The sequence below is a fragment of the Armatimonadota bacterium genome (assembly GCA_013359125.1).
In the GTDB taxonomy this organism is placed as follows: Bacteria; Armatimonadota; Fimbriimonadia; order Fimbriimonadales; family GBS-DC; genus JABWCR01.
In genome coordinates this window covers 172,357-195,297 of record JABWCR010000003.1, presented here as the reverse complement: position 1 = coordinate 195,297, position 22,941 = coordinate 172,357, and the positions used below count along the sequence as shown (strand labels likewise).

General features: G+C 58.2%; 15 protein-coding genes. 10 read left to right on the top strand and 5 right to left on the bottom strand.

Going from position 1 to position 22,941, the window contains the following annotated elements; genetic code table 11:
* The first annotated feature begins 6 nt into the window (after positions 1-6).
* The 6 genes from HUU60_03000 to HUU60_02975 are packed head-to-tail and all read left to right on the top strand — an operon-like array spanning position 7 to position 8,173.
* The gene (locus tag HUU60_03000) at positions 7-1,632 is read left to right on the top strand and encodes an NADH-quinone oxidoreductase subunit M (GenBank protein NUL81674.1); all 1,626 of its coding nucleotides are present in this window, start codon (positions 7-9) and stop codon (positions 1,630-1,632) included.
* Entirely contained in the window at positions 1,629-2,612 is a 984-nt protein-coding gene (locus HUU60_02995; GenBank protein NUL81673.1) for a hypothetical protein, read from the top strand. The genes HUU60_03000 and HUU60_02995 overlap by 4 nt, the downstream gene beginning before the upstream one ends.
* Positions 2,612-4,087: an NADH-quinone oxidoreductase subunit N gene (locus tag HUU60_02990; GenBank protein ID NUL81672.1), complete on the top strand. Its 1,476-nt coding sequence runs from the start codon at positions 2,612-2,614 to the stop codon at positions 4,085-4,087. The genes HUU60_02995 and HUU60_02990 overlap by 1 nt, the downstream gene beginning before the upstream one ends.
* Positions 4,087-5,097, top strand: a complete 1,011-nt coding sequence (csaB, locus tag HUU60_02985; GenBank protein ID NUL81671.1) for a polysaccharide pyruvyl transferase CsaB — start codon at positions 4,087-4,089, stop codon at positions 5,095-5,097. The genes HUU60_02990 and csaB overlap by 1 nt, the downstream gene beginning before the upstream one ends.
* Positions 5,094-7,724, top strand: a complete 2,631-nt coding sequence (locus HUU60_02980) for a hypothetical protein (protein ID NUL81670.1) — start codon at positions 5,094-5,096, stop codon at positions 7,722-7,724. The genes csaB and HUU60_02980 overlap by 4 nt, the downstream gene beginning before the upstream one ends.
* A 47-nt stretch (positions 7,725-7,771) precedes the next feature.
* Positions 7,772-8,173 carry a hypothetical protein gene (locus HUU60_02975; protein NUL81669.1) on the top strand — a complete coding sequence of 134 codons (402 nt, stop codon included), beginning with the start codon at positions 7,772-7,774 and terminating at the stop codon, positions 8,171-8,173.
* A gap of 3 nt (positions 8,174-8,176) precedes the next feature.
* On the opposite strand, the gene HUU60_02970 is transcribed toward HUU60_02975, so the two are convergent.
* Entirely contained in the window at positions 8,177-10,252 is a 2,076-nt protein-coding gene (locus HUU60_02970) for an insulinase family protein (GenBank protein ID NUL81668.1), read from the bottom strand.
* Positions 10,253-10,286: 34 nt separating this feature from the next.
* Between HUU60_02970 and HUU60_02965 the strand changes: the two genes are divergently transcribed.
* Positions 10,287-11,579, top strand: coding sequence for an adenylosuccinate lyase (locus HUU60_02965; protein NUL81667.1), 1,293 nt, complete (start codon positions 10,287-10,289; stop codon positions 11,577-11,579).
* On the opposite strand, the gene HUU60_02960 is transcribed toward HUU60_02965, so the two are convergent.
* Positions 11,576-17,383 (bottom strand): alpha-2-macroglobulin, encoded by a 5,808-nt coding sequence (locus HUU60_02960; GenBank protein ID NUL81666.1) that lies wholly within the window; start codon positions 17,381-17,383, stop codon positions 11,576-11,578. The genes HUU60_02965 and HUU60_02960 overlap by 4 nt on opposite strands.
* A 129-nt stretch (positions 17,384-17,512) precedes the next feature.
* Between HUU60_02960 and hrcA the strand changes: the two genes are divergently transcribed.
* Genes hrcA through HUU60_02945 form a run of 3 tightly spaced genes read left to right on the top strand, consistent with a single transcriptional unit; the run spans position 17,513 to position 20,296 of the window.
* Entirely contained in the window at positions 17,513-18,574 is a 1,062-nt protein-coding gene (gene hrcA / locus HUU60_02955; GenBank protein ID NUL81665.1) for a heat-inducible transcription repressor HrcA, read from the top strand.
* 4 nt (positions 18,575-18,578) lie between these two features.
* Positions 18,579-19,157, top strand: coding sequence for an aminodeoxychorismate/anthranilate synthase component II (locus HUU60_02950; protein ID NUL81664.1), 579 nt, complete (start codon positions 18,579-18,581; stop codon positions 19,155-19,157).
* A complete protein-coding gene (locus tag HUU60_02945; GenBank protein ID NUL81663.1) occupies positions 19,154-20,296 on the top strand; it encodes a hypothetical protein in 1,143 nt (380 codons plus the stop codon). The genes HUU60_02950 and HUU60_02945 overlap by 4 nt, the downstream gene beginning before the upstream one ends.
* Here HUU60_02945 and HUU60_02940 read toward each other — a convergent pair.
* From HUU60_02940 to HUU60_02930, 3 genes are read right to left on the bottom strand one after another with little or no spacing between them, the layout of a single operon-like run.
* Positions 20,293-20,754 (bottom strand): DoxX family protein, encoded by a 462-nt coding sequence (locus tag HUU60_02940; protein ID NUL81662.1) that lies wholly within the window; start codon positions 20,752-20,754, stop codon positions 20,293-20,295. The genes HUU60_02945 and HUU60_02940 overlap by 4 nt on opposite strands.
* The gene (locus tag HUU60_02935) at positions 20,751-21,911 is read right to left on the bottom strand and encodes a Gfo/Idh/MocA family oxidoreductase (protein NUL81661.1); all 1,161 of its coding nucleotides are present in this window, start codon (positions 21,909-21,911) and stop codon (positions 20,751-20,753) included. The genes HUU60_02940 and HUU60_02935 overlap by 4 nt, the downstream gene beginning before the upstream one ends.
* A 2-nt stretch (positions 21,912-21,913) precedes the next feature.
* Positions 21,914-22,903, bottom strand: coding sequence for a peptidylprolyl isomerase (locus tag HUU60_02930; protein NUL81660.1), 990 nt, complete (start codon positions 22,901-22,903; stop codon positions 21,914-21,916).
* Between the last annotated feature and the right edge of the window lie 38 nt (positions 22,904-22,941).

Sequence of the window (22,941 nt, the reverse complement as noted above, 5' to 3'; positions counted from 1 at the left end):
CGAACCATGATCGAGATACCGAACCTGTTGACCTGGCTGATCTTCCTTCCGATCATCGGCGCAGCTATTTTGGCTCTGGTTCCGAAGGAGCAGGTTTCGGCTGTGCGATATGGCGCACTGTTGCTGACGGTCGTCGTGTTCGCGCTTTCTTTGCTGTTGGTCGGCGGGTTTCAGAGCGGCACGCACCAGTTTCAGTTTCAGGAGCTTCGAAGCTGGATGCCGCGCTACGGCATTACTTATCACTTAGGGATCGACGGCATCAGCCTTTGGATGGTGATCCTGACCACCTTTCTCAGCGCGCTTTCGGTCTGGATATCGTTCTATATCCAAAAGCGCGTGAAGGAGTTTATGATCTTCATGCTACTGTTGGAGAGCGGCATGATCGGCGTGTTCTGCGCTTTGGACATGGCGCTCTTTTATGTATTCTGGGAGTTGACGCTGATCCCGATGTACTTCTTGATCGGCATCTTTGGAAGCGAGAACCGCCTCTATTCCGCGGTCAAGTTCTTTGTCTACACGTTTCTGGGTTCTGTGCTGATGCTGGTGGCCATCGTCGCGCTTTATTGGATGCATCTGAACGCGACGGGCGTCTCGTCGTTTAATCTGATCGATCTGCAGGCTTACGCGGCAGTAAACGGAATACCTGTAGCCACGCAGCTTTGGCTTTTTGGCGCGTTTGCGCTGGCGTTTGCGATCAAGGTGCCGGTGTTCCCGTTCCATACATGGCTTCCCGACGCGCACACCGACGCGCCAACGGCGGGCAGCGTGATCTTGGCGGGCGTGCTGCTGAAGATGGGCACATACGGGTTCTTGCGATTTTGTATGCCGCTCTTCCCCGATGCGACTCAGACCATGGCGCCGTTTGCAATGGGGCTAGCGGTGGTGGGCATCATCTACGGCGCGATTGTGGCGGCGATGCAGACCGACATGAAGCGATTGATCGCCTATTCCAGCGTCAGCCACATGGGGTTTGTCATGCTGGGCCTGTTTGCCTTGAACGCCGAGGGTTATACGGGCAGCGTGCTTCAGCAGATCAATCACGGCATTTCGACGGGCGCGCTGTTCTTGCTATTCGGGATGCTGTACGAGCGTCGCCACACGCGCAAGATCAGCGAGTTTGGCGGGCTGAAGAAGCAGATGCCCATCTACGCCGCGCTCTTTTTGATCGTGATGCTCTCTTCCGTCGGCCTGCCAGGCACCAACGGGTTTGTCGGCGAATTTCTCTGTCTGCTCGGCGCGTTCAAAACGAACTATGCCGGCGGGTTCGGCACGAGCCTCTGGTTCGTCGTGCTCGGCGCATCGGGCGTCATCTTGGCAGCGGTTTATCTGCTTTGGATGTTCCAGCGCGCGTTTTACGGGCCGGTGGAGAAGGAAGAGAACAAGGTTCTGAAGGATCTGAAACCGTTCGAGATCGCCATCATGGCGCCGCTGATCGTGCTGATCTTCTGGTTTGGCCTCTATCCCTCCACGTTTACCGAGAAGATGGAGGCGTCGATAGAGAACGCGGTGCGCCAGTCGGCGCTGCCCATGGGCGAGCGGCCCAGCTGGCGAGCGGGCGAACTTCCCATCGTCTACCAGTTAGAATATGCGCCTTCGGGACCAGGGCGGCAATCTCCGGTGGCGCCTCAATGACGAGTCGAGCGCGATTGGAAGCCGCCGTCCAAGGTCGCAAGGCCGATCGACCCGCATTCGGCTTCTGGTACCACTTTCGGCCTTTGGATTGGTTTCCACCCGCTTTGCGAGAAGAGTATTGCGAGGAAAGGCCGGACGACTTGGCCATATATGTCGAACAGATGCCTAAAGCGACCTTGGAGTTTTGGCATCGATATCGGCCAGATTTGCTGAAGGTGATGCACGACGCGCCTTATGAATCTTCCGGCATCGCATCGGCAGAGGATTGGCGACAATTGAGGCGACTGGGCCCAACCCAGGGCAACTTCGGCGCGCATTTGGAGGTCCTTCGCCAGATTCGGGCCGGACTGCCGAACGATGTGCCCATGATCGAGACCGTGTTCAATGCTCAGTACTACGCGAATAAGCTTTGCGGCAAGCGGCTTTCGGAGCATTTGCGCGATCATCCGGAGGCTGTCGCGGAGGGAATTTCCGTCATTTACGACAACTTAGAGGCGTATGCTCGCGAGGCGATCAAAATCACGGACGGGATTTACTTTGCGGTGAACGGCGCCAGCGAGGATACGGGCGATCCTGACACGTACAAGCGATACTTTCAAGAGCGCGATCGCCGGTTGCTCGAGAGCGCGAGTTCGGCGCCGTTCAACGTGCTGCATCTTCATGGCTATGGCGAGTTGTACGGCGAGCTTGTGGCCGATATGCCAGCGGCCATCTACTGCTGGAGCGATCGGGCTTCGAATCTCTCGCTTTCCCAAGGCAGCGCGATGTTCAAGCGGTGTGTGATGGGCGGGATCAACGAGATGCGCTTGCCCGAATATGGCCGAAGGGAGATTGCGACCGAGGCTGCCGACGCTCTCCATCAAGAAACGCCCTATGGATTTGTGCTGGCGCCAGGTTGCGCCGTGGCGACCGACGCGCCCGAAGACTGCTTGCGAGCGATCGGCGAGATCGCGTCGGAACTGTTGTCGGAGGAGAACTGATGCCTGAGGTTACCTTCCCTCTACCCGATATCGACTTGATCTCGCTCAGGCCGCTCATTATTGTGCTGGGCACGGCGCTCGTGCTACTGATCGCCGAGCTGTTCATGCCCAAGTCGCGCAATCAGTGGCTGGCGGGGCTGGGCATTTTCGGTCTGTTGGCGGCCGGCTTGAGCCAAGTTACGATCTGGGACGTCAGCATCCGTTCGTTTGGCGGAATGATGGTAACCGATCAATTTTCGGCGATGCTGAACTTGATCCTTATCGGCGCGACGATCTTGGCCTTTCTCTTTGCCGACGATTATTTGACCGCGAAGAACATCCATCTGGGCGAGTTTTATCCCATGATGCTCTTTGCAACGGCCGGAGCGATGGTAATGGTCTCATCGACCGACCTGATCATCATCTTCTTGGGTCTGGAGATTCTCTCTATCGCGCTCTACGTTCTGACCGGGTTCGCGCGTTCTGAGGTGCGATCTGAGGAAGCGGCGCTCAAGTATTTTCTGTTGGGCGCGTTCGCGTCGGCCTTCTTCCTCTATGGAATCGCGATGATCTTTGGCGCGACGGGCGGGGCCGATCTGACCAACATCGCTAGCTCGTGGACGGAGAACGAGGGTGGCCGAAGCCTGCTGATCGCAGGGATGGCGCTGTTGCTGGTCGGCTTAGCGTTCAAGACGGCGCTTGTGCCGTTCCATATGTGGACGCCGGACGTTTACCAAGGCGCGCCGACCGTTGTAACGGCCTATATGTCGGCTGTTTCGAAGGCTGCCGCTGTCGCGGTGCTCGTTCGCACACTTGGCCAGATGTATCCGATGAAGGAGATTTGGGAACCGGCGTTGACCGTTATCGCGATCGCTTCCATGACGCTCGGCAATTTGGCGGCCATCGTGCAGCGGGATGCGAAGCGGATGTTGGCTTACTCCAGCATTGCGCACGCGGGGTACTTGATGGTCGGCATGATCAGCGGCAACGTAGAGGGCCTGACCGGGATTGTCTACTATCTGGTCGCCTATTCGCTGATGTCGATCGGCGCCTTTGCCGTGCTGACGCTGATGGCGCGAGCGGGCGACGACACCTCGCTGGACGGCTTGAAGGGTCTATGGCATCGTCAGCCAGTTGCCGCTGCCGCGATGCTGGTCATGCTCTTTTCCTTAACGGGCATACCGCCCAGCGCAGGGTTCTTTGGCAAGTGGCATCTGTTGATCGGCGCCGTCCAGGCTAACTACATCTGGTTGGCGGTGGTCTTGGTCATCAATAGCGTGATCGGCGCGGGCTACTACCTTAATCTCATTCGCTCGATCTACATCGATTCGCCTGCGGAAGAGGGCGCGAAGCCCTGGGCGATCCCTGCCGGCCTCGGTCTATGCATTCTTATCTGCGCGGTTGGTTTGATCGTTTTTGGCATCACGCCCTATCTGGCCGATGCCAGCCGCCACGCCGTCGAACGGATGGCGCTGGACTGGTACGCCATGCGCTGATGGTTCTGGTCTGCGGTTACTACGGCTTTGGCAATTGGGGCGACGAGGCATCGTTAGAGGCGGTAGTGAGGGCGTTCGGATCGGATCGATGCACCGTCGCTACTGCCGACCCTTTGCGATCCAGGCATCCCCATAGCGTTGCTCGATACCCTTCAGTTCAGTTTGGCCAAGCGCTTGAGAAAGCAACCTCGCTAGTATTGGGCGGGGGGAGCCTGCTACAAGACGCGACCAGCTTGCGATCGCTGGTCTACTATGTTTCGCTTATCCGCGCAGGACAAAGGAAGACGAAGCGGGTCGGGTTGGTGTTACAGGGCTTAGGTCCGTTTAGACGGAGAATCAGCCGAGCCATGGTTCGTTGGGCATTGCGAGACGTTGGGCACCTCTCGGTGAGGGACGAAGCGTCATTGGCTTTGCTCAAATCGATCGGCGTTCGGCAAGAAGCGATCTTAGGTTCGGACGCGACGTTTGCCTTAGAGATGCCAAGCGAGCAAAAGACCAACATCGCGATCCTATCGCCTCGACCGTGGCCCGCTACAGACCCGGCGTCGGCTTTCACAAAGCTGGCGGTTAAAATGAAGGCCGACGGTCTGGAACCCTGCCTGATAGCCATGCAAGCGAACGAGGACTTGCCTCTTTGTCGTCAGATAGCCCAAGAATCGGGTTGCGCCGTCCTTGGGCCGTTTGAAACCTTGCAAGAGCTGCTAAGAGCCTTTGCGCAGGCGTCGGCCGTGGTCGCGATGAGGCTGCACGCGGGCATCTTTGCGGCGAAAGCCGGCACTGCCCCGCTCCTGATCGCCTATGATCCAAAGGTCTCGGCGCTCCAATCGATGTTAGGACTGGAGGGCAGGCTCAGCATGAACGGCTTCGCCCCAGACAGTCTCATCGATGCGTGGCAGGCGCATTGGGCGCAACAAACCAGGCTCAATGAGCGTCTAATAGTCAGCGCTGCCAGCGCCGAACAGCGAGCGCTGGCCGCCCTGGAGAAAGCGAAGAGTTTCGTCGGAATATGAGATTGTGCCTTGTCTTTTTAGCCGCCCTCTGTTTGCCTTGGTTCTGCGCCGCCCAGGAGCCGGGCGCCGAACCGAAGCCCGAGGCGCCGGCCAAACCTTGGACATCGCAGTGGTTTAGCCAGCAGTGGGATCGCATTCAGGTTGGCGGCAGCAAAACGGTCGGATTCCATCTTCACGAGATCGACGGAGATCGACAGTCGTTCAACGATCAGAACCGATTTGGCGAGGGGGCGAGACGCACGACCGACTTCACCGATCTCTCGGTTCGCGGTCAGAAACTGTTTGACGTACTGACCTTTGATTGGCGATGGACGAACACGCGCTTTGGCAACCCGTTCGATCAAAGGGTTACGCTCTCCTATCAAACCAAGAGTTTTGGCGCGGAGGTGGGGGACATTACGGCATCGCTCGGGGGCACGTCCTCTTTGGCGGGCTTTCAGCGCACCATGAAAGGCGTTTCGCTGGTCGCCAAGTTTGGCGGCGGATCGAACCTGCAGTTTGTAACGTCCACCACGAAAGCCGCCGCCCGCACGATCACCATTCCGGGCAACAATAGTTCGGGACCTTACTATCTTCAGGCGAGCCAGATTGTGGACGGCAGCGAGCGCATTCAGGTGGACGGCCTTGAAAAGCGACGCGGCGAGGATTACCGGATCGACTATGTTACAGGCATCTTGACCTTTCGCGAGGGCATGATCATCCCGGCGACCGCGGCCATTGTCGTTACCTACGAGACTTATGCTTTCAATGCGAACGCGGGCAGGATCGACGGCATGAAGCTGACCTTGCCCTTTGGAAAGGGCTTCAACTTTGCGGTTACGGCGATTCAACAGAAATCTCGCGGTTCCAGTTCGCTGCTCACGCGCACCGACCAATTCTTTGGCTTTGGCAATCCGGCGGCGCCCTATGACTTAGAGTTTCCGCCGCTGATCGACGCCGGGCACCCGTTTTTCCTCACTGTAGACGGGCTGCCCCAGACGATCGAGGTCGATTTTTACTTCGATTCCGTGCTGCCCAATCGGTTCTACTTCCGTCGATTTATCCCAGGCACGTCGATTGTAAAGGCGATCTATACGCCTCGCCCCGACCCAGGATCGGGCTTGGCAGGAGATCGAAGAGTGGTCGGATACGACTTTGCGATCCCGATCGGTCGGTATGGCGGCGTGAATCTGAACATTGCCGATAGCGAGGCGACCCAATTGGGCGGCAAGATCCGCGGCACAGCGAAGACGGCCACGACGAACTTGAACATTGGCAGGCTCAACTATTCTGCCGCCTACCGCGACATTCCGCCCACCTACATCGCCGTCGAGAGCGTCGGATTTCAGAGAAACGAGCGCGGAAGCCAACACAACGCCACCTATCGATTCTCAGACTTCTCATCGCTCACATGGTCGCGCAATCAATCGCGGGTGTCGGCCTTTACGTCTGGGTCGGGAAGCGGTATCAACGTCCAGCCTGCAGACAGCACGATCCAAAACTGGGCGTTCAACTATTCGAAGCCGAAGTCTCCTGCGCTCACCTTTAGCAGGACCGAAAACCGCACCAAGAGCTCGACCTCTGATTCCAAGTACATCAATGACAACGCCCGCGTATCGCACGAATTTGGCCGACTGAGCGTGGGCGCCGACATTGGGCGCACTCGCGCCACGACGACAAGCGCATTGGGAGGCAACCAGTCCACAACGACCTACAACATCGATTCGTTGAGAGGCAACGCAACATGGCGGCCTTGGAGCAATCTCTCGTTCAATGCGGTGGCCGCCAACAGCACGATCCTCCAATCAGGGCAACGCTCGACGGCTAACGAATCGCGCTTTAGCGTCAACTATTCGCCTTGGAGCTCTTTAACGCTGGACTACGAGATCAGCGACAACGATTCGGGTTTTCGCCCGATCAACCTGCCGACGCAGTTTGGCGGCGGCTTCAATAATGGCTGGGGGTATGGTTATAATGGCAACGGGTTTTCGGGCGGTTCGCCGTTTGGCGGCGGGCTGACGTCGTATGCGGTGAGCGGCAAGGGGCAATCGGTTCGAGCGCGGTGGACGCCGTTCACCGCGCTTTCGGTAGATTTCCAGCATGTTACTCAGGAATCGGCCGGCGAGTTTGTATCCAACAGCAGCGCAAAGACCACGGCCGCGTCGGCCACTTACAGCCCGCTCGATTGGATATCGATTACCGGTCAATGGGCCAAGCAGAGCGTTGGATTTTTGTCGGGCAGCGGTAGTTCCGAAAACGACATGTTCTTCGCGACGCTGCAAATCGGACCTTGGAAGCGATGGACATTGAGTTTTGACGTTCAGCAGGTGGACACGGCGAGCGTGATCGTAGACGGGCTGGGCGAGCGAGGCGAGATCCGGCAGAAGCTTGGATCGCTGGGCGGCAGATTAGAATATGCGATCAATCCTCGGCAGAACGTGTTTATGGATTGGAGAACCTCGCGCACGCAAGGCTATCAGGGGTCGCGCGACTTCTTTGCGAATCTGGGTTATGAGTATCGGATCACGGAGAACATATCGCTGATCTTTAGCGGAAAGTTGAGGGAGCTTCGAAACTTCGATCCGGAGCTTCAGCGGTACAACTATCGGGCGAGGACGTTGGACGCGGAGCTGGCGTTTAGGTTCTAGCAGGACACCGCGCCATAGTTTAGAACTCTGAGCTGGAGGACAAGAACATGAGAGCTTTCAGCATCGCGTTTGCCCTATTTATCGCATTTGGCGTGGCGTTTGTCCAAGACGGCGCCAAAGCGCCGCCCAAGCCGATCGTTGCGACCGTCGCCGAGATTGCCGACGAGCCGGCCAAGTTCGACAAGAAACTTGTTAAGGCGTCGGGCATCGTGAAGAACCTCCGCTTGAGAACCTCCAAAGCGGGCAACGATTACACAACCTTCGACCTGACCGAGAAGGACGACAAGGTGCACGTCTATTCTCGCGGCAAGCTAGAGATCAAAGAGGGCGACAGGGTGGTCGTTACGGCGCGCTTTTACACAGAGAAGAAACTGGGCGAACTGACTTTCAAGAACGAACTGGACGCCTCTCCCACCGAGGGCGGAAAAGTTACGAAAGAAGCCAAGTAGCCGCTACAGCCGAATCGCCTCGGGCTGCCGGAGTTTCTTTGTCGCGTCGACAATCTCCTCTGGACGGTTTACTTTCGTCTGCCACCGCGGCCATTCGATTAGAACATGGCCGGGCGACTGGTCGAGCGCGTTTGCGAGATCGCCTTGCTGAAGCGAAAACGCTCGATCCAGTTCTGCTTGGTTGGGAGGATTGGATGTTAGGGAATCGACGATGGATCGCAACGCGTCGGTCAGGTCTGTATCGGTGCGGCCGGTTTGCGCCCAGACGGTGAGCGCAGAACCCTGTAGTGCGGCGCCGATCGCGTAGCCTATCTGGCAGGCGCCGCGCAAGACGCGGTAAAGACGGCAGCCACGACCATGGCCAAGAAGATAGGGCATTATGGGATCGATATCGCCCTCGTATCGTAATGCGAATAAGGAAAAGGGGGGCGGCGCCGGATCGAACTCTATGGGCGCAGGGTTCGCCTGTGTCATCGGCCGAGGATCGTATCGGCGAACGATCTGCACGATTTGACGCTCGTCCGTGCGACCGACTAGGGCGAGGGTTGCCTGCGCCGGTACGGCGAACTTTGAGTAAAAGCGCGCGACTGAGAGTTGCGCAGTTGTTGGACGCCGATCGCGGAGTCGGCCGATTTGTGCGGTCAGGATCGCATCGGTTACGGTTGGCGGTTTACAGATATTTCCGCATTGTTTGCGAAGCAGCGGCATCGGCAGATCGGCATGGAAGGCTGCCTCGAGCATGGCATCCAGCGCCTCCTGCCAGGTGGTTGGATCGGATACGGCTTCTAGCCTCAAACCGTCGGGCTGTGCCAATACCCAGAATCGCGCGCCCGTGCGAGCCAGTCGTCGTGCCCAACTGGTCGAGGTCTCGTTCAGGCTCTCGGCGAAGAGGCACCGAGCGATCAGATCGGGCAGACGCGGATCGTGCGGCTCGTCCATTGGGGTCTGAAGCTTAAGCGTCATCTTCACTGGTCCAGGGCTATCGGAGCGAATCAACTTCATGCCCGACTCAAGATGCGTTACGGTGTGCTCGGGCATCTTGAGCGGTTGGGGCTGCCTCAATGCTGGGGTTGTAATTGGAGGGAACTTGATGGTTGGTTTTTGGATGGAAACTACCGGCGGTTTCGCAAGCCTGGCAACGACTTTGACCCAACCAAAAGGCAGAGGCTGGGTGTCTGGGAAGGCTAACTGGAAAACAGCCTCTCGCGCTACGGCTGAAATCGTTCGTTCTTGTTCAGCCGACTCTTTGGGCCGGAACTCGGCTCTGGCGTCCTCAATGATCTTGGTAACGGCGCCTAAGCCCTCCGGCACGCGCTCGCCAAAGATTGCCAAGAATCGTTGCCTTTCGATAAGCCGCGTTTCAGCGCCCAAGCCGCCTATTTGTATAAGTTTCGGCATTAGCAGTTCTACAAATTGAGTCTCTGCCAGAGGAAGCGCGGTCATCGCCGCCTCGAATGGAACAACGGTCGAGTCGATCTCTATTTTAGGCCGAGGTTCGCCCTCAACCTGCTTGAGTTCTCCCGTTGCCGGCCATGATGCTCGAGCAACTATGTCTTCTGCTTCTCGGGGCTCGACCGCGCCTGCCAATGCGACATACAACCGATCCTTCGTGTAGCCATGGCGATGAAACCGAGCGACATCTTCAAGGGACAGGCGCTCGTCCCTGGTCCCCACCAAGCTGGTAACGGCCCCATTGGTTAGTATGGCGCCGACTGCCGCATCAAAGGCCGAGCGCAACGGATCGGACCAATAGGTGGCTGCCTCGTCCCGCAGAATCAACTCCCTTTCGCGAGCAAACCGACTTCCGTCCAGCCGATTCAGCCCTCGCAACAACGCCTCCAGAGCATCCCGCCAGCGCTCCTTTCGAACGGTTGCATAGTAGCGGGTAAACGAGTAACCGGTCTCCGCGTCCACCGTGCCGCCCCAAGACTCCAACCGCGCGTCCAACTCGGCATCGGCCAAGAGCAGGTGCTCGGCCAAGTGCGCCGCTCCCGCTGGAGAGTGGCGAGCGCCCGCCGCAACCAGTACGTTGATGGAGACCCGCAAGGACTGCGGCAAGGGACGCACAATGACCTTCACGCGCCGATTATAGCCCGTCAAGTAGAATCAGCTCATGATTGCCCGATACAGCTCGCCAGAGATGCAGCGCGTTTGGAGCGAGGAGAACAAGTACCAAAGCTGGCTTGAGGTCGAGATCGCTATCTGCGAGGCGATGGCAGAGATCGGCCGCATTCCCAAGGCCGATGTCGAGGCCATCCGCCAGCGCGCGCGTTTCGACATCGACCGGATTCTAGAGCTGGAAAAGACGACCCGGCACGATGTGATGGCGTTTGTGCGCAACGCGGCCGAGAACGTGGGCGACGAGGGGCGATGGATCCACTTTGGAGTAACCTCGTACGATGTGGTCGATACCGCGCTGGCCCTTCGGTTGCGCCAAGCGATCGAGCTGATCATAAGTGAGGCTAAGACGCTTTCTGATACCATTCGTCGACGGGCTATGGAGCACAAACGCACAGCGATGATCGGGCGCACGCACGGCGTCCATGCCGAGCCGATCACCTTCGGATTCAAGCTAGCGGGCTGGCACGCCGAGATGAAGCGCAATTTGGAGAGGTTGGAACGGGCAAAAGTTGCCATCAGCGTGGGCAAGGTCTCAGGCGCGGTCGGCATCCATGGCAACGCCGATCCCCAAGTCGAAGAATTGGTTTGCCAGAAGCTCGGCCTGCAGCCCGATCCGGTTTCCACTCAGATCGTCAATCGCGACCGCCACGCCGAGTTTATGAGCGCTCTGGCCATCTTGGCCGGTTCTCTGGAGCGATACGCTACGGAGCTGCGCAACCTCCAACGCACCGAGATCCTTGAAACTCAGGAGGCGTTTGCCAAAGGCCAAACAGGCTCCTCCGCCATGCCGCATAAACGAAACCCTTGGAACTGCGAGACGGTAGCGGGCTTGGCACGGGTGGTGCGCGGCTATTCGTTGGCCATGTTCGAGTCGATTTCCACTTGGCACGAGCGCGACCTGACCAATTCTAGCGTCGAGCGGATCGTCATTCCCGATGCCTGCCTGGCAGTCGATTTCATGCTCCGAAAGTTTAACGACATCCTCGCAAACTTAAACATAAATGTCGAACGGATGGCGCAGAACCTTGCGCTGATGGGGCAACTGTCCTTTAGCGAGCATGTGATGCTTGCGCTTGTTTCGGCCGGTCTGCCCAGGGAACGGGCTTATGAACTGGTGCAGCGAAATGCGGCCAAAGCCTGGGAGGGCGGCTCATTCTTAGACAGCCTGATTGCCGACCCGGATGTGCGAGAGGTTCTGAGCGAGGAGGCGCTCAGAACCTGTTGCGACATCGACCATCATCTGCGCAACTTGGACGCGATTTTCGACCGGGCCTTTGCCGACTAACGGTCCAGAACGGTCAAGCGCGTTTCGTCGCTGTTGCACCGAATCTCCGGCACGTACATCGCATGGCCCATTAGCGGCAGCGCGTGGAACCTGCCGGGAACCTCGGCGCGAAGCTCATACCGGATTTCCCACAAGCCCTGCTCCAGACTCGAGGCGAACATGGCCACTTTTCGGTCTCGCAGCTCCTGATAGAGCCAAGCGGAGCGACCGGTGTAAGGCGCGTTCGGGTCGCGGTTGCCGCTCGCCTCGCCCGCGCGAGACGCCTTCAGCTCTCTGGCATACAAGGGAGCGCCGCTCTGAAGCTGCACGGCCTCCAACCCGGCGGGCTTCAGGTCTTCGAAGATCAGATACTCATAGTCATTCTTCGATTCGACGGTAACGACGACCTCGACTCGCTCGCCGCTGCGCACGGTTTCTCCATCGCGAAGCGGCACGCGCTCGTACTGGATCCCGTTCAGCAGAGTTCTCTTCTCGACGTAGCGATAGAATTCTCGCCGGGCGAAGATCTCATGGCCGCCTGCAGGGATCGGCTCCTCCAGACTGAAGAATCGAGCTTCGACGCTAAAGTAGAGGTTGCCGGATTCGCCCGTGCGAACAATCCGAATCTCGTTTCGACCGTCTCGCACCAATTCGGGGTCGGCGGCAAAACGGCTCGGCGCAGAGATCGCAGTCTCGGGCGTTACGCTCTGCTTTCCGATCGATCGGCCGTTTAAGAACACCTCGAAGTCAAAACGCTGGCCGAGCTCGTTGGTCGTTTTTAGATAGTCGTTGAGGGTCAGAATCGCGATCGCGGTGTCGCGGGTGTTGGACCATTGCGCGCCTCGTCGGTTTTTTAGCAGCCAGTTGATCGCGGGTTCTATCAGCTCGTGTTTGGGATCGATGGCTAACAGAGCGCTCAGTACAAAACTGGTGCTCTCCACTGGGCCGTCGTGCCATCTCCACCAATATCCGCGCGAACCCCAGAACGCGGTTCTGCCGGCCAGCGGGTTGCGCTCGCCCCCGGGGACCAGTATCGATTGGTCGGGCGCATTATCGATCTGGGCGCCGTTGGCCAGGTTTCGAGACAACACCTGCGCCTGTTCGCGCATTCCCATTCGGTGCGCCGAGAGCGCAAGCAGCGCAAGACTGTAAGAGGGCAGTTCGCTTCGGCGTTCGTACAGGTTCTCAAACGCGGCGCGTTCTGGGCCGGAGCCGTTCCCGTTTCGCGCGGTCAGCGCATGCAGGACCCAAGTTTGCAGGGCCAGATTGTTCTTGGCCGTTACAATCTTCGTCTGCAGGAACGCTCTGCCGCGCTCCAGTCGATCGTGCTCAAAGTCGAGGTCTGCCGATTGTGCCAGCGTCAAGCCCCAGACGACATAGGCCGTCATCCAGAGGTCCGATTCGCCCTCCTTCCACCAGCCCCATCCGCCGTCCTCGTGCTGCATGTCGTACAGCCGCGCCAGTCCAGCCTGGATGACTTGATCCAGTTCCTTTAGCATTGCCTGCGGGTTGGTCGCCATTCGTTTGGCCGCTTCGGGCGTAATGCCGCCAAACACCTTGTTAGCGATGTCCTCCGGCTTCATGCCCATCTTTTGCAGCGTGCTCTTGACGATCACGGTGGGCAGGAATCGGCTCATGGTTTGCTCGGTGCAGCCATAGGGATAGCGGATCAGGTAGGGCAGCGCGTCGAGCATCGTTACGGCCAGGCTGGGCGTTACCATCACCTCGAACTCGGTCGAGCGCCGCGCTGCGGGGATGTCCATCAGAATAGCGGCTTCGTTCGACGCGAACTTGCCCGACTTGGCGATTAAGCGATCGATGCCATGTTCAAACGCCAGGTAGGTCCGCTCCATACCGTCGGTCTGGCGGCCTGCGACAGCCGTTGTCTTCAACTTGACCGGACCGTGGTTCAAAACGCGGGTCTTCCAGTCGGCGCGGGCTTCGCCATTGGCGGGCACGGTTAGTTCGATGTCGCGACTGCCGGTTCGATCGATGCCTTCTGCGTCCAAAGAGACTCGGGCGCGCATGGCTTGGTCGGTGTTGTTGTTAACGACTGCCGAGATGACCGGCTCGTCGCCAACAACAAAGAACCGGGGCGCCTGTAGCCGCACAATGATGGGCTTGCGCGTTCGCGAGGTCGCCTCGCCCTTGCCAACCTGGGTGGATGTCGTAACGCCGCGAACCACGGCTCGCCATTCAGTGGTCGATTCGGGATATTTGAACTGGACGGTCGCTTTGCCGTTCGCGTCCGTAACGATCGCGGCGTTCCAGTAGGCGGTGGCGCGAAAATCCGTTCGGACGGCTATCTCTTGTTCTGGCGCTTGCTCTACTAATGGCATAGCGGCGGCCAGGTCCATCGATTTGAGTTCGGCGCCTAGCGCGAAGCCTCCGCCACGACCACCAAAACCGCCACTGCCGCCAGTCTCGGCCGAGGCTGGGGCGCCTTGAAACCGTGCGTTCTCCCTAGCAGGCATGGCGGCCAGTTCGTCTCGAGAGCGAGCGAGTACAGATCCGTCTTTGTTCTTTTCGAGCAACGACAATCCGTGATAAGCGAGCGAACAGGCGTAGCTAAAGTAGCTATATCGCTTGTCGCCATAGAAGAACTGGCGAGGGTCGAGCGTTTCGTCCTTCTGAATGTACTCGACCGCATAGTCGCTCACGCGCACGCCCAGTTCGGTTATGACGGGCTTGCCCGCATGGTCCTTTGCGGTTATGGTCAGAGAGCCGGTCTCGCCCGGCTCGTAGACCTCCCTGTCCGCTACGACCTCGACGTTCAAGAACTGCTGTTCTGGAGGCACGATCACTTCTTTCTGATCGGTGAGCCACATCGCGTTTCGAACGGTCGAGGCATAGACATAGAAGTTCGGCACATGTCGGCTATCGATCGGCATGTCCACCACCGCCATTCGGCCCGACATTCTGACAAGCCGATGGTCGATGACGCCTTGTCCGACCAGCGTCAACAGCACGGAAGAGTTAGGCGAGTCGGAGATCAGGGCGATGCGGCCATAGCCGCCTGCCTTCATACTCTCCGACTCGACGACGATCTCCAAGCCGTTTCGGAACCGCTCCACGTCCCGGGTGTTTCGGTCGGCTACCCAGAAGTTGGTCTGAGCCTTAACGTCCGGGCCGTCGCTCTCGGGGCCTAACCAGACGACCTCATAGGCGCCTGTCTTTTCGATCACAAGATCAAACTCTGCTTCACCGTTCGATGTCGTGTTTACGGGCATCTCCTTGACTTTGGTGCGCCTTTCCGCACGGCTTTCCATCTGCCATCTACGGCCGTCGACCATAGGGAAGCCCTTCGATCGGGCCGTCTCCAATTCGGCGCCCGACACGCGAACACCGTGCGGGTTTATCCAGGTTTCGACCGTCTGGATGTGATAAACGGTCGCCTTGCCGCTCGCGCTTACGGGATTCTTGTTGGCGTCCTTGGTTTTTAGCGCAAATAGGGCTCGGTCGCCAGGCCGCACCAGAAATCGTTTCGCATCCAGATGGGCAAAGTAGCGCTGATTGGTAACGCGCACTGTGCCGGTCGAGACGATTTCGCGGCGCGAAGAGTCGGTTACCCTTGCTTCGACGATGTACTCGATGTTGTCCCCGCTCGGCGGGCTTTCGATGGTCAAACGGGCCCGCCCGTCGCCATCGGTCTTCAGTTTCTCTCGCCGAATCTCTTGTCCACGATCCCAGTTGTAGCCCCATCGGCCATATCGAGTCTCTTCAAAGTACCAGGGATAGCGCCGGTCTGGCGCAAAGTAGGGGTAGAAGTTGCGCTGGCGCACCACAACGTCCACATCTGCATCCCCAACGGCGCCTCCAAAGTAAAACTCCGCCTTAATCTCGATCTCGATCGGCTCGCCCAATCGGAAGGTCTTCTTAACGCCGTTCTCTTCCAGCGTAGAGACGCTGACCTTGAACTCGGGGAGTTTGTACTCTTCCAGGCGAAAAAGCACGGCGCTTCCAATATGGTTGTTGGCATTGGAAGGGTCCGAAAAGTGGAGCATGTATTGGCCCAAAGGCATTTTGTCGGTCAGCTCCAGGTCGCCCCAACAGGATCCAAAGTCGTTGAGGGATATGAGGCCGGTCTTCACCTTTTCGCCCTTTGGATCGGTGATCGATAACTCAAGCCTCTTGCCCGCTGGGGTCGCGTAGGTTTGTTCCTGGTAAGCGCGCAGGATCGACTTCCACTGTACGGTATCGCCCGGGCGGTATGCAGGACGGTCGGTAAAGGCATAGATCATCCATCCACGACCGCGCTGGCCATAATCATAGATGTATTGATCGGGGATGAAAGCGGTGCGCCCGTCTGCATCGGCGATGACGACCGATCGCTGATACGTTCCGGGCTTGGGTATCCGGACCATTCCATCCGAGTTGGACGTCCCCTCTCGGGATACCCAATTCCAGCGGTTGGACTGACCGTTGTATTCGCCGAACCAGATTTTGACCTTGGCATTGGGCACAGGCTGGCCCGAAATCGCATCGGCCATGTAAACGCTCATGTCCTGATTGAGCGGGTTCGATATGATCGCCGCATCGGTTACGACCAAAAGCGCATGGCTCGCAGCCGACCCTGCTTTGACCGAAATTAGATAGGCGCCGACGGGAAGTTTGTCTTCCAGGACGTACTGCTCTTGGCCGGGGTAATGTTTGCCTGTTTGGGCGAAGGTTTTTTGCCAGGTTCTTATGGGTTGGCGGGCCATAATTCTCTCCGCTCGATAAAGGTCTGCGTTGCGATAGCGGTCGCCGACCGGCTCAAAGTCGGTCATCACATTGACTCGATAGATAGCGAACTGGCCCTGCGCTACGTTGCGATAGGCGACGTGGAAGCGAACGAGCGAACCGGGCAGAAACTGCTCGCCGATCATGACGGTAGCCTGTTCTTGGGTGATTTGGCGGCTTCGGTCTCTCGCGTTCTCCCAATAGGCCGATTCCTCTTGTTTGTACTCGGAGATCAATCGCTGATAGAGTTTCAGCGCTTTTTCGAAGTCTGATTTGCGCGACTGGTTGCCGTTTTCGTCCCTCGTCGTTGCGCCGCGCTGTTCGCTCCATAATCCGTAGTGATAGAGCGCTTCGTCGTACCACTTGACGCGCTTGCCGTGTTGAATGGAGAGCAGGAAGGCTTGCTCGGCTCGCTTTGCGCCCGAAAAGTCGTTTCGATTGAACAGAGCCATTGCCAAGAGATGCGCCAGCCCAGCGCGATCGTTCTCCGTTTTGGCAATGGAAAGCGCGTTCTCGAGGAATTGCGATGGAACTCTCTCGTAGCCAAATCTCGACCATCCCCAGGGTCCGCCGCTGTCTTGCGGCCCGCGAGCGTATCGAAAAACGATCTCGATGTATTTCTTACGAGCGGTCTCTAACTCGGTCTGGTCCGCCCAGTAGCTCAAGGCTTGCGAGTACCAGTTCCAAGCGCTGCCGCCGCGCCTGTGTTGAAGATCAAGATCTCCCAGGGATTCTGCCGCCAAAGCCCACACGAGGTCTCGATCTTTGGGTTCTTTGATTTTCTCGACGATCGCTTTAAGCTTCGACTCGGATTCCTCGATAGGCGTTTGGTCGGGTCGTCGATCGGCGCCCAGCGACCGCCATTGGCAGTCGGCCAATCGAAAATCGACCCAGCGACGATCGACTTCGGACAGGGTGAGAGCGTCCGCTCGTTGGTAGAGCCTGAGCGCTTCGGCGAACGAGCCTTCGGCATAATGCCGCTCCGCTTGAGACTTTAGCGTTGCAATATCCTGAATAGCAACAGCGTCCAACTTTGCAGAAATGCCGGCGCCGATCAGCGTTAGCGCGGCTATTACAGCCAGTGCAAGCACGATTCCTCTCATGTTCCCAACCCTCCTGACGCCCTATTAGAAGCGCGAACCGGCTCGAACGGTTCATTCGGTTTGCGCGAGACCCTGTAATTTTGACAGTATGCCGGCTTGGGATTCAACAGGTAGAATCGAGGCTGAGACATGACCAAGAAAGGCGACCAGCGACAGGCCGAAGAGCTCGATCCGCGCAAGCAGACGATTCTGAAGGCTGTGGTGGACGATTATGTGGAGACCGCCGAGCCGGTTGGTTCGGAGTCGCTCCTTCAGCGCTATCCGCTTGGCGTCAAGCCGGCCACTGTGCGCAACGAGATGGCGACCATCTCGGACATGGGCTATTTGCATCAGCCGCACACTAGCGCCGGTCGCGCGCCCACGCATCGAGGCTATCGATACTATGTGGATCGATTAGCCGAGCCGATGAACGAAGACGAAGCCCGCCAGATTGCCAGAAGGCTGGCCAAGACCGTGGAGAGCCAGCCGGAGATGGTAACGGCCACGCTTCGCATGCTCTCTGGCATCACGCGCTATGCTGCCGTGGCGACGACCGCAAGAGACCAGAGCCTGAAACTTTTGAAGTGCGTCGTAACCCCGTTGACCAGGGGGCGCGCGCTGATGATGTGCGCGTTCGACAATGGCAGCGTCGATAGCCATGTGGTCGATTTAGGCTCGGCTCTTAGCGCGCAACAGATGAGACGGTTAAACGCCTCCATTGCCAAACTGGTCGAAGGCCAGCAAGCCGCCGAAGTGGTTGCTTTGAAGCTATCCCTGCCAGTGGTCGAAGATCGGTTCTTGCAGGACGCGATTGCCAGAACTCTTCGTGCCGCTCAATCTTCCGCAAGGGTCGCTACAAGAGGCGAACTGTATTACGAAGGCATTCTGAAAATGATGGAGCACGTCGAGTTTCAGCGCAGTCTCGAATCGCTGGAACAGGTGCTAGGCGCCCTACAGGACAAGCACAGAGTCTATGACGCCATGGAGCAGACGCCGGAGAACGAGCTGAGCGTCATGGTAGGCGAAGAGAACCCGGTGCCCGAACTTCAGAACTGCAGCATGGTGGTCGCTCGATACAAGGCTGGAAAGCGAGAAGGCGGCGTGATCGGCGTGGTCGGTCCGGCCAGAATGCGCTACTCCGAGACTTTGCCTCTGGTCCAACAGATGGCGCGCAGCCTTTCCGGCGTCCTGGCCAAACTGATCGAAGAGTGATTCCGTGACCCTGGTCATCGACAACTACGACAGTTTCACTTACAACCTCGTCCAATACATCGGCGAGTTGGGCGGCGATCCACAGGTCTATCGAAACGACGAGATCAGCGTCGAGGAGGCACTCGCGCTCGGACCGTCTAGAATTCTCATCTCGCCAGGGCCCTGCACTCCGAACGAAGCGGGCATCTCGGTTGAGCTGATTCGAGCTTTGGAAAGCATCCCCCTATTGGGCGTCTGCCTGGGCCATCAATGCATTTGCGCTGCATTCGGCGGCACGATCGTGCGCGCCGACCGGATCATGCACGGCAAATCCAGCGCGATCGAGCATGATCGGCAAGGCGTATTTGACGGTCTGCCCAGCCCGTTTAGTGCGATTCGCTATCACTCGCTGTTGCTCATGCCGGAGACTTTGCCAAGCGACCTTTCCGTAACCGCTAAGACCGAACAGGGCGAGATTATGGGCGTCCGTCACAAGAGATTGCCGATCGAGGGCGTGCAGTTTCATCCCGAATCGATCATGACCGAGCATGGCAAGCAGATGATAGCGAACTTCTTGCGAATGCGAGCGTCTGAATCGGCATGACGAATCTTGCGATTTGCGGCCTATTGCTGGCTTCGCTGATACCGTCCGACTGCACCCGCACCTCGGTCGGATTGATCCCGATCAACGACTTGGGCACAGGCGCCTACTTGGGACAGTATACAGGCGGACTCTATCTCAACGGCTCGAACTTCATGCCTGCAGGCCATGCGCGGATAGGTCGCGGTAGAGCGGTGTCGGTTCGTCCGTTGGACGCTTCTGGAAACCCTCATCCCGAGGGTCGGATCGTCCTTTTGTCCATCGGCATGTCCAACACGGCGCAAGAATTTTCTCAGTTTATGACGGTCGCGCAGGGCGACAGCGAACTGTGGCACAACCGTTTGACCATCTTAAACGGCGCGGCTGGAGGGCAAACGGCGGCCACATGGGATTCGCCGGACGACGCGAACTACAATCGGGTTCGAGATCAGATTTTGACGCCTCGGGGCTTGAGCGAACTGCAGGTGCAGGCGCTTTGGGTCAAGGTAGCGAACGCCGGCCCCACTGTGCGCCTGCCCAACAGCAATGCCGATGCGTTCAATTTGCTGCAACAAATGGGCAGCATTGCTAGAGCGCTGAAGGTGCGGTATCCCAACGCGAGGGTGGTCTTCTTCTCCAGTCGTATCTACGCCGGGTATGCCGATACGACGCTCAACCCAGAGCCATATGCTTATGAGTCGGGCTTCGCCGTCAAGTGGCTGATCGAGGCTCAGATGCGGCAGATGCAGTCGGGGCAGATCGATCCGACTGCGGGCGATTTGAACCACAACACCGTGGCGCCGTGGATCGCGTGGGGGCCGTATTTGTGGGCGGATGGCTTGACGCCCCGAAGCGATGGATTGACCTATGAGTGCTTGGACCTGAATAATGACGGCACGCACCCCAGCCCTCAAGGAAGGCAAAAAGTCGCTCAACTGCTTATGGACTTTCTCAAGAGCTCTCCGCACTCCTCGTCCTGGTTCACCGTCTATCCGCCGGGCGATGTCAACAGAGATCGAACTGTGGACGATACCGATCTGGCGATGGTGTTAGAGGCGTTTGGCGAGAACTGCCGTGGATGCCCTTCGGACTTGAACGGCGACGGCACGGTGGACGACATCGACCTGAGCGAGACGCTGGCGTTCTTTGGGCTGAGGCGCTAGGCTTTCGACCCGGCCAGCACGCGGTCGAGGCTGATCTTGCCCGGACCTGTAAAGAGCAAACACAGGAACGGCATCAGATAGAGCATCGCCATTTCTTTCGACCGTTCGCCCGGATTGGAGGCAAAGAACGGATCGGCGGCATGGGCGACAAAGGCCGCTACCGCCATGTTAATGACCAGCGCGAACGCCGCCGGCCGAGAGAGCAGCCCTGCCGCCAGCATCATGGCAAAAATCGATTCGGTAACGGCGGCCAACCATGCGAAGGCCGTGGGAAACGGGAATCCCATCTTCTCGACGCCTTCGATAAACCGCTCGACGGGCGGCAATTTGCCAAATCCGTGCCCGACCGCCATGTAGACGCCCATGCCGACCCTCAGTATCAAAAGGCCAATGTCCGCAGCATTTACTGCGCCACGAAAGCGTCCGAACAAGATGGCGCGAAGATTGAGACTTTTCATGTAACCGTTACCCAGCGGCGCTCGTTGGCGGAGGTTTGGGCGGCTTCGAGCACAGCCTGACACTTCAGGCCGTCGTTGAAGTTGGGCGAAGGCTGTTCGCCTTTGTCGATGGCTTCGAGCGCGTCTCGTATCAGATGGGTGAAGGTGTGCTCGTACCCTATGATATGCCCGGCCGGCCACCATGCGGAGACATAGGGATGATCGCCCTCGGTCGCCTGAACAGTTCTAAATCCCTTGACGCCCGGCGCGTCCGATTCGAAGTAGACCTCCAATTCGTTCATGCGCTCTAAGTTGAAGGCCAGGGAGCCTTTCGATCCGTTGATTTCAAATCGGTTGTAGTTCTTGCGGCCAAGCGCAAACCGAGTGGCCTCGAACGTGCCGATGGCGCCGTTGGAGAACCGTGCTAAGAAGCAAGCCGCGTCGTCCACGGTAACGTCGCCCTTTTCTTGGCTGGCGCTGCCGCCCAAACGATCATCGATCTCGGCTAGTTTTGGCCTTTGTTTGATAAACGTCGTCATCATCGCGCAGGTCTCGGCAATATCGCCGACCAGCCATTGCGCCAGATCGATCAAGTGCGCGTTGAGATCGCCGTGCGCGCCCGAACCCGAGACGCTCTTATCGAGCCTCCAGACCAGCGGGAAATTGGGATCGACGATCCAATCCTGCAGATAGGTGCCTCGAAAGTGGTAGATGTCGCCTAACTGCCCCGATTCGATCAGTCGCTTGGCCAACGCGACGGCGGGCGCCTTGCGATAGTTGAAGAAAACGCCGTGCTTGACTCCGCTCTGATTGACGGCGGAGACCATCTCGCGCGCTTCGGACAGCGTGTTGGCCAGAGGCTTCTCGCACAGCACGATTTTGCCCTGACGAGCGGCTTCGATCGCTATCGGCGCATGGAGATTGCCCGGAGTAGAGACGTCCACTATATCGATGTCTGGACGTGAAACCGCGCTTTTCCAATCGGTTTCGATCTCTTCGAACCCGAACCGTTCGGCGGCTTCTCGAACCCGCGCCTCGTTGCGTCCGCAGAGCAGTTTGAGGCGCGGTTCGATGTTCAATTCGGGAAAGAAGCGCGAGACTTGCCGGTAGGCGTTGCTGTGCGCCTTTCCCATAAACTGGTAGCCGATAAGCGCGACGTTTAAGGTTCGCTTGGCCATTCTTACGGTCGGTTTCGAGGCGACGGAACTCCCGTGTTTGCGCCTTCGGCTTCAGTGCTCGGCGGCTTGACGATCTCATTGGTGATCTTGGCCGTGCTCTGAAGGTTTTGAATGTACTCGCCGATCTTTAGTCGCACGCCCGTTTGCTTGATCGTCTCCATCTCGGCAGGGGTCGCCTGCGAGCCTAGTTTCTCCAGTTTGATGATCATGTAGCCTTGCAACGACTTGTAAGGGGCGCTAAAGTCGCCCGGCTTCATGCTCTTAAGCTTCTCTTGGAGCTCGGGCATCAGGAACTGCATCGGCTGGAAGTCCATCAGACCGCCCTTGTCCTTGGAGAACTGGTCTTCTGAATGCACTTTGGCCGCCTCGCCGAAATCCAATCCATCGGTCAGCATCTTGTGCACTTCGTTCGCCTTCTTCTCGACTTCGACGGCGTTGTTGTTCTGCTCTTCCGGGGTTGAGCCAGGAATTCGAAATACGATCTGGCGGTATTGTACGAACTCGTCCAAGTTCAGCTGCCGTTCGACCGCCTTCTCAGCCAGATGCTGGGTTCGAGTGCGAGAATAGAGACGGCTGGCGGGAAAGCGATTGCGCTTTAAGAAGTCGGGCAGCGTCATGTTCGGGGGCACGTTTCGGGCTGCGTTCTCCAGCGAGGCCATGTACTTCTTGTCGATCTCGGCGTCGTCGATGGCGATGCCCAGCTTCTTCGCGTCCTCTTCGACTAATCTTTGGAGGATGATCTCGTCGATAATCTCTGCGGCGGCCCATTCAAACGCCATTCTGGCCACTTCTTCTGCCGTGATCTGTGCTCCATTGACGGTCGCTACGACCTTTTTAGGGTCGGGCAACGGAGGAGAGGTCTTGGGCATATCGGGGATGACAGGTTTCGGTTGGTCTGCGGGCGGCTGAGCGCCGGGCTGACCGCCGGTTCCTGGCTGAGCAACGGCGCTCAAGGCGATTGCGGCCAGACCGACTATTATCCAACTCTTCATAAAGACACCTCGCTGGTTATCGTTCTTCAATTTGCGGG

Bases quoted from the DNA above. Each gene is read 5' to 3' on its own strand.
- HUU60_03000 (NUL81674.1), top strand. From the start codon at position 7: ATGATCGAGATACCGAACCTGTTGACCTGGCTGATCTTCCTTCCGATC.
- HUU60_02995 (NUL81673.1), top strand. From the start codon at position 1,629: ATGACGAGTCGAGCGCGATTGGAAGCCGCCGTCCAAGGTCGCAAGGCC.
- HUU60_02990 (NUL81672.1), top strand. From the start codon at position 2,612: ATGCCTGAGGTTACCTTCCCTCTACCCGATATCGACTTGATCTCGCTC.
- csaB (NUL81671.1), top strand. From the start codon at position 4,087: ATGGTTCTGGTCTGCGGTTACTACGGCTTTGGCAATTGGGGCGACGAG.
- HUU60_02980 (NUL81670.1), top strand. From the start codon at position 5,094: ATGAGATTGTGCCTTGTCTTTTTAGCCGCCCTCTGTTTGCCTTGGTTC.
- HUU60_02975 (NUL81669.1), top strand. From the start codon at position 7,772: ATGAGAGCTTTCAGCATCGCGTTTGCCCTATTTATCGCATTTGGCGTG.
- HUU60_02965 (NUL81667.1), top strand. From the start codon at position 10,287: ATGATTGCCCGATACAGCTCGCCAGAGATGCAGCGCGTTTGGAGCGAG.
- HUU60_02960 (NUL81666.1), bottom strand. From the start codon at position 17,383: ATGAGAGGAATCGTGCTTGCACTGGCTGTAATAGCCGCGCTAACGCTG.
- hrcA (NUL81665.1), top strand. From the start codon at position 17,513: ATGACCAAGAAAGGCGACCAGCGACAGGCCGAAGAGCTCGATCCGCGC.
- HUU60_02945 (NUL81663.1), top strand. From the start codon at position 19,154: ATGACGAATCTTGCGATTTGCGGCCTATTGCTGGCTTCGCTGATACCG.
- HUU60_02940 (NUL81662.1), bottom strand. From the start codon at position 20,754: ATGAAAAGTCTCAATCTTCGCGCCATCTTGTTCGGACGCTTTCGTGGC.
- HUU60_02935 (NUL81661.1), bottom strand. From the start codon at position 21,911: ATGGCCAAGCGAACCTTAAACGTCGCGCTTATCGGCTACCAGTTTATG.
- HUU60_02930 (NUL81660.1), bottom strand. From the start codon at position 22,903: ATGAAGAGTTGGATAATAGTCGGTCTGGCCGCAATCGCCTTGAGCGCC.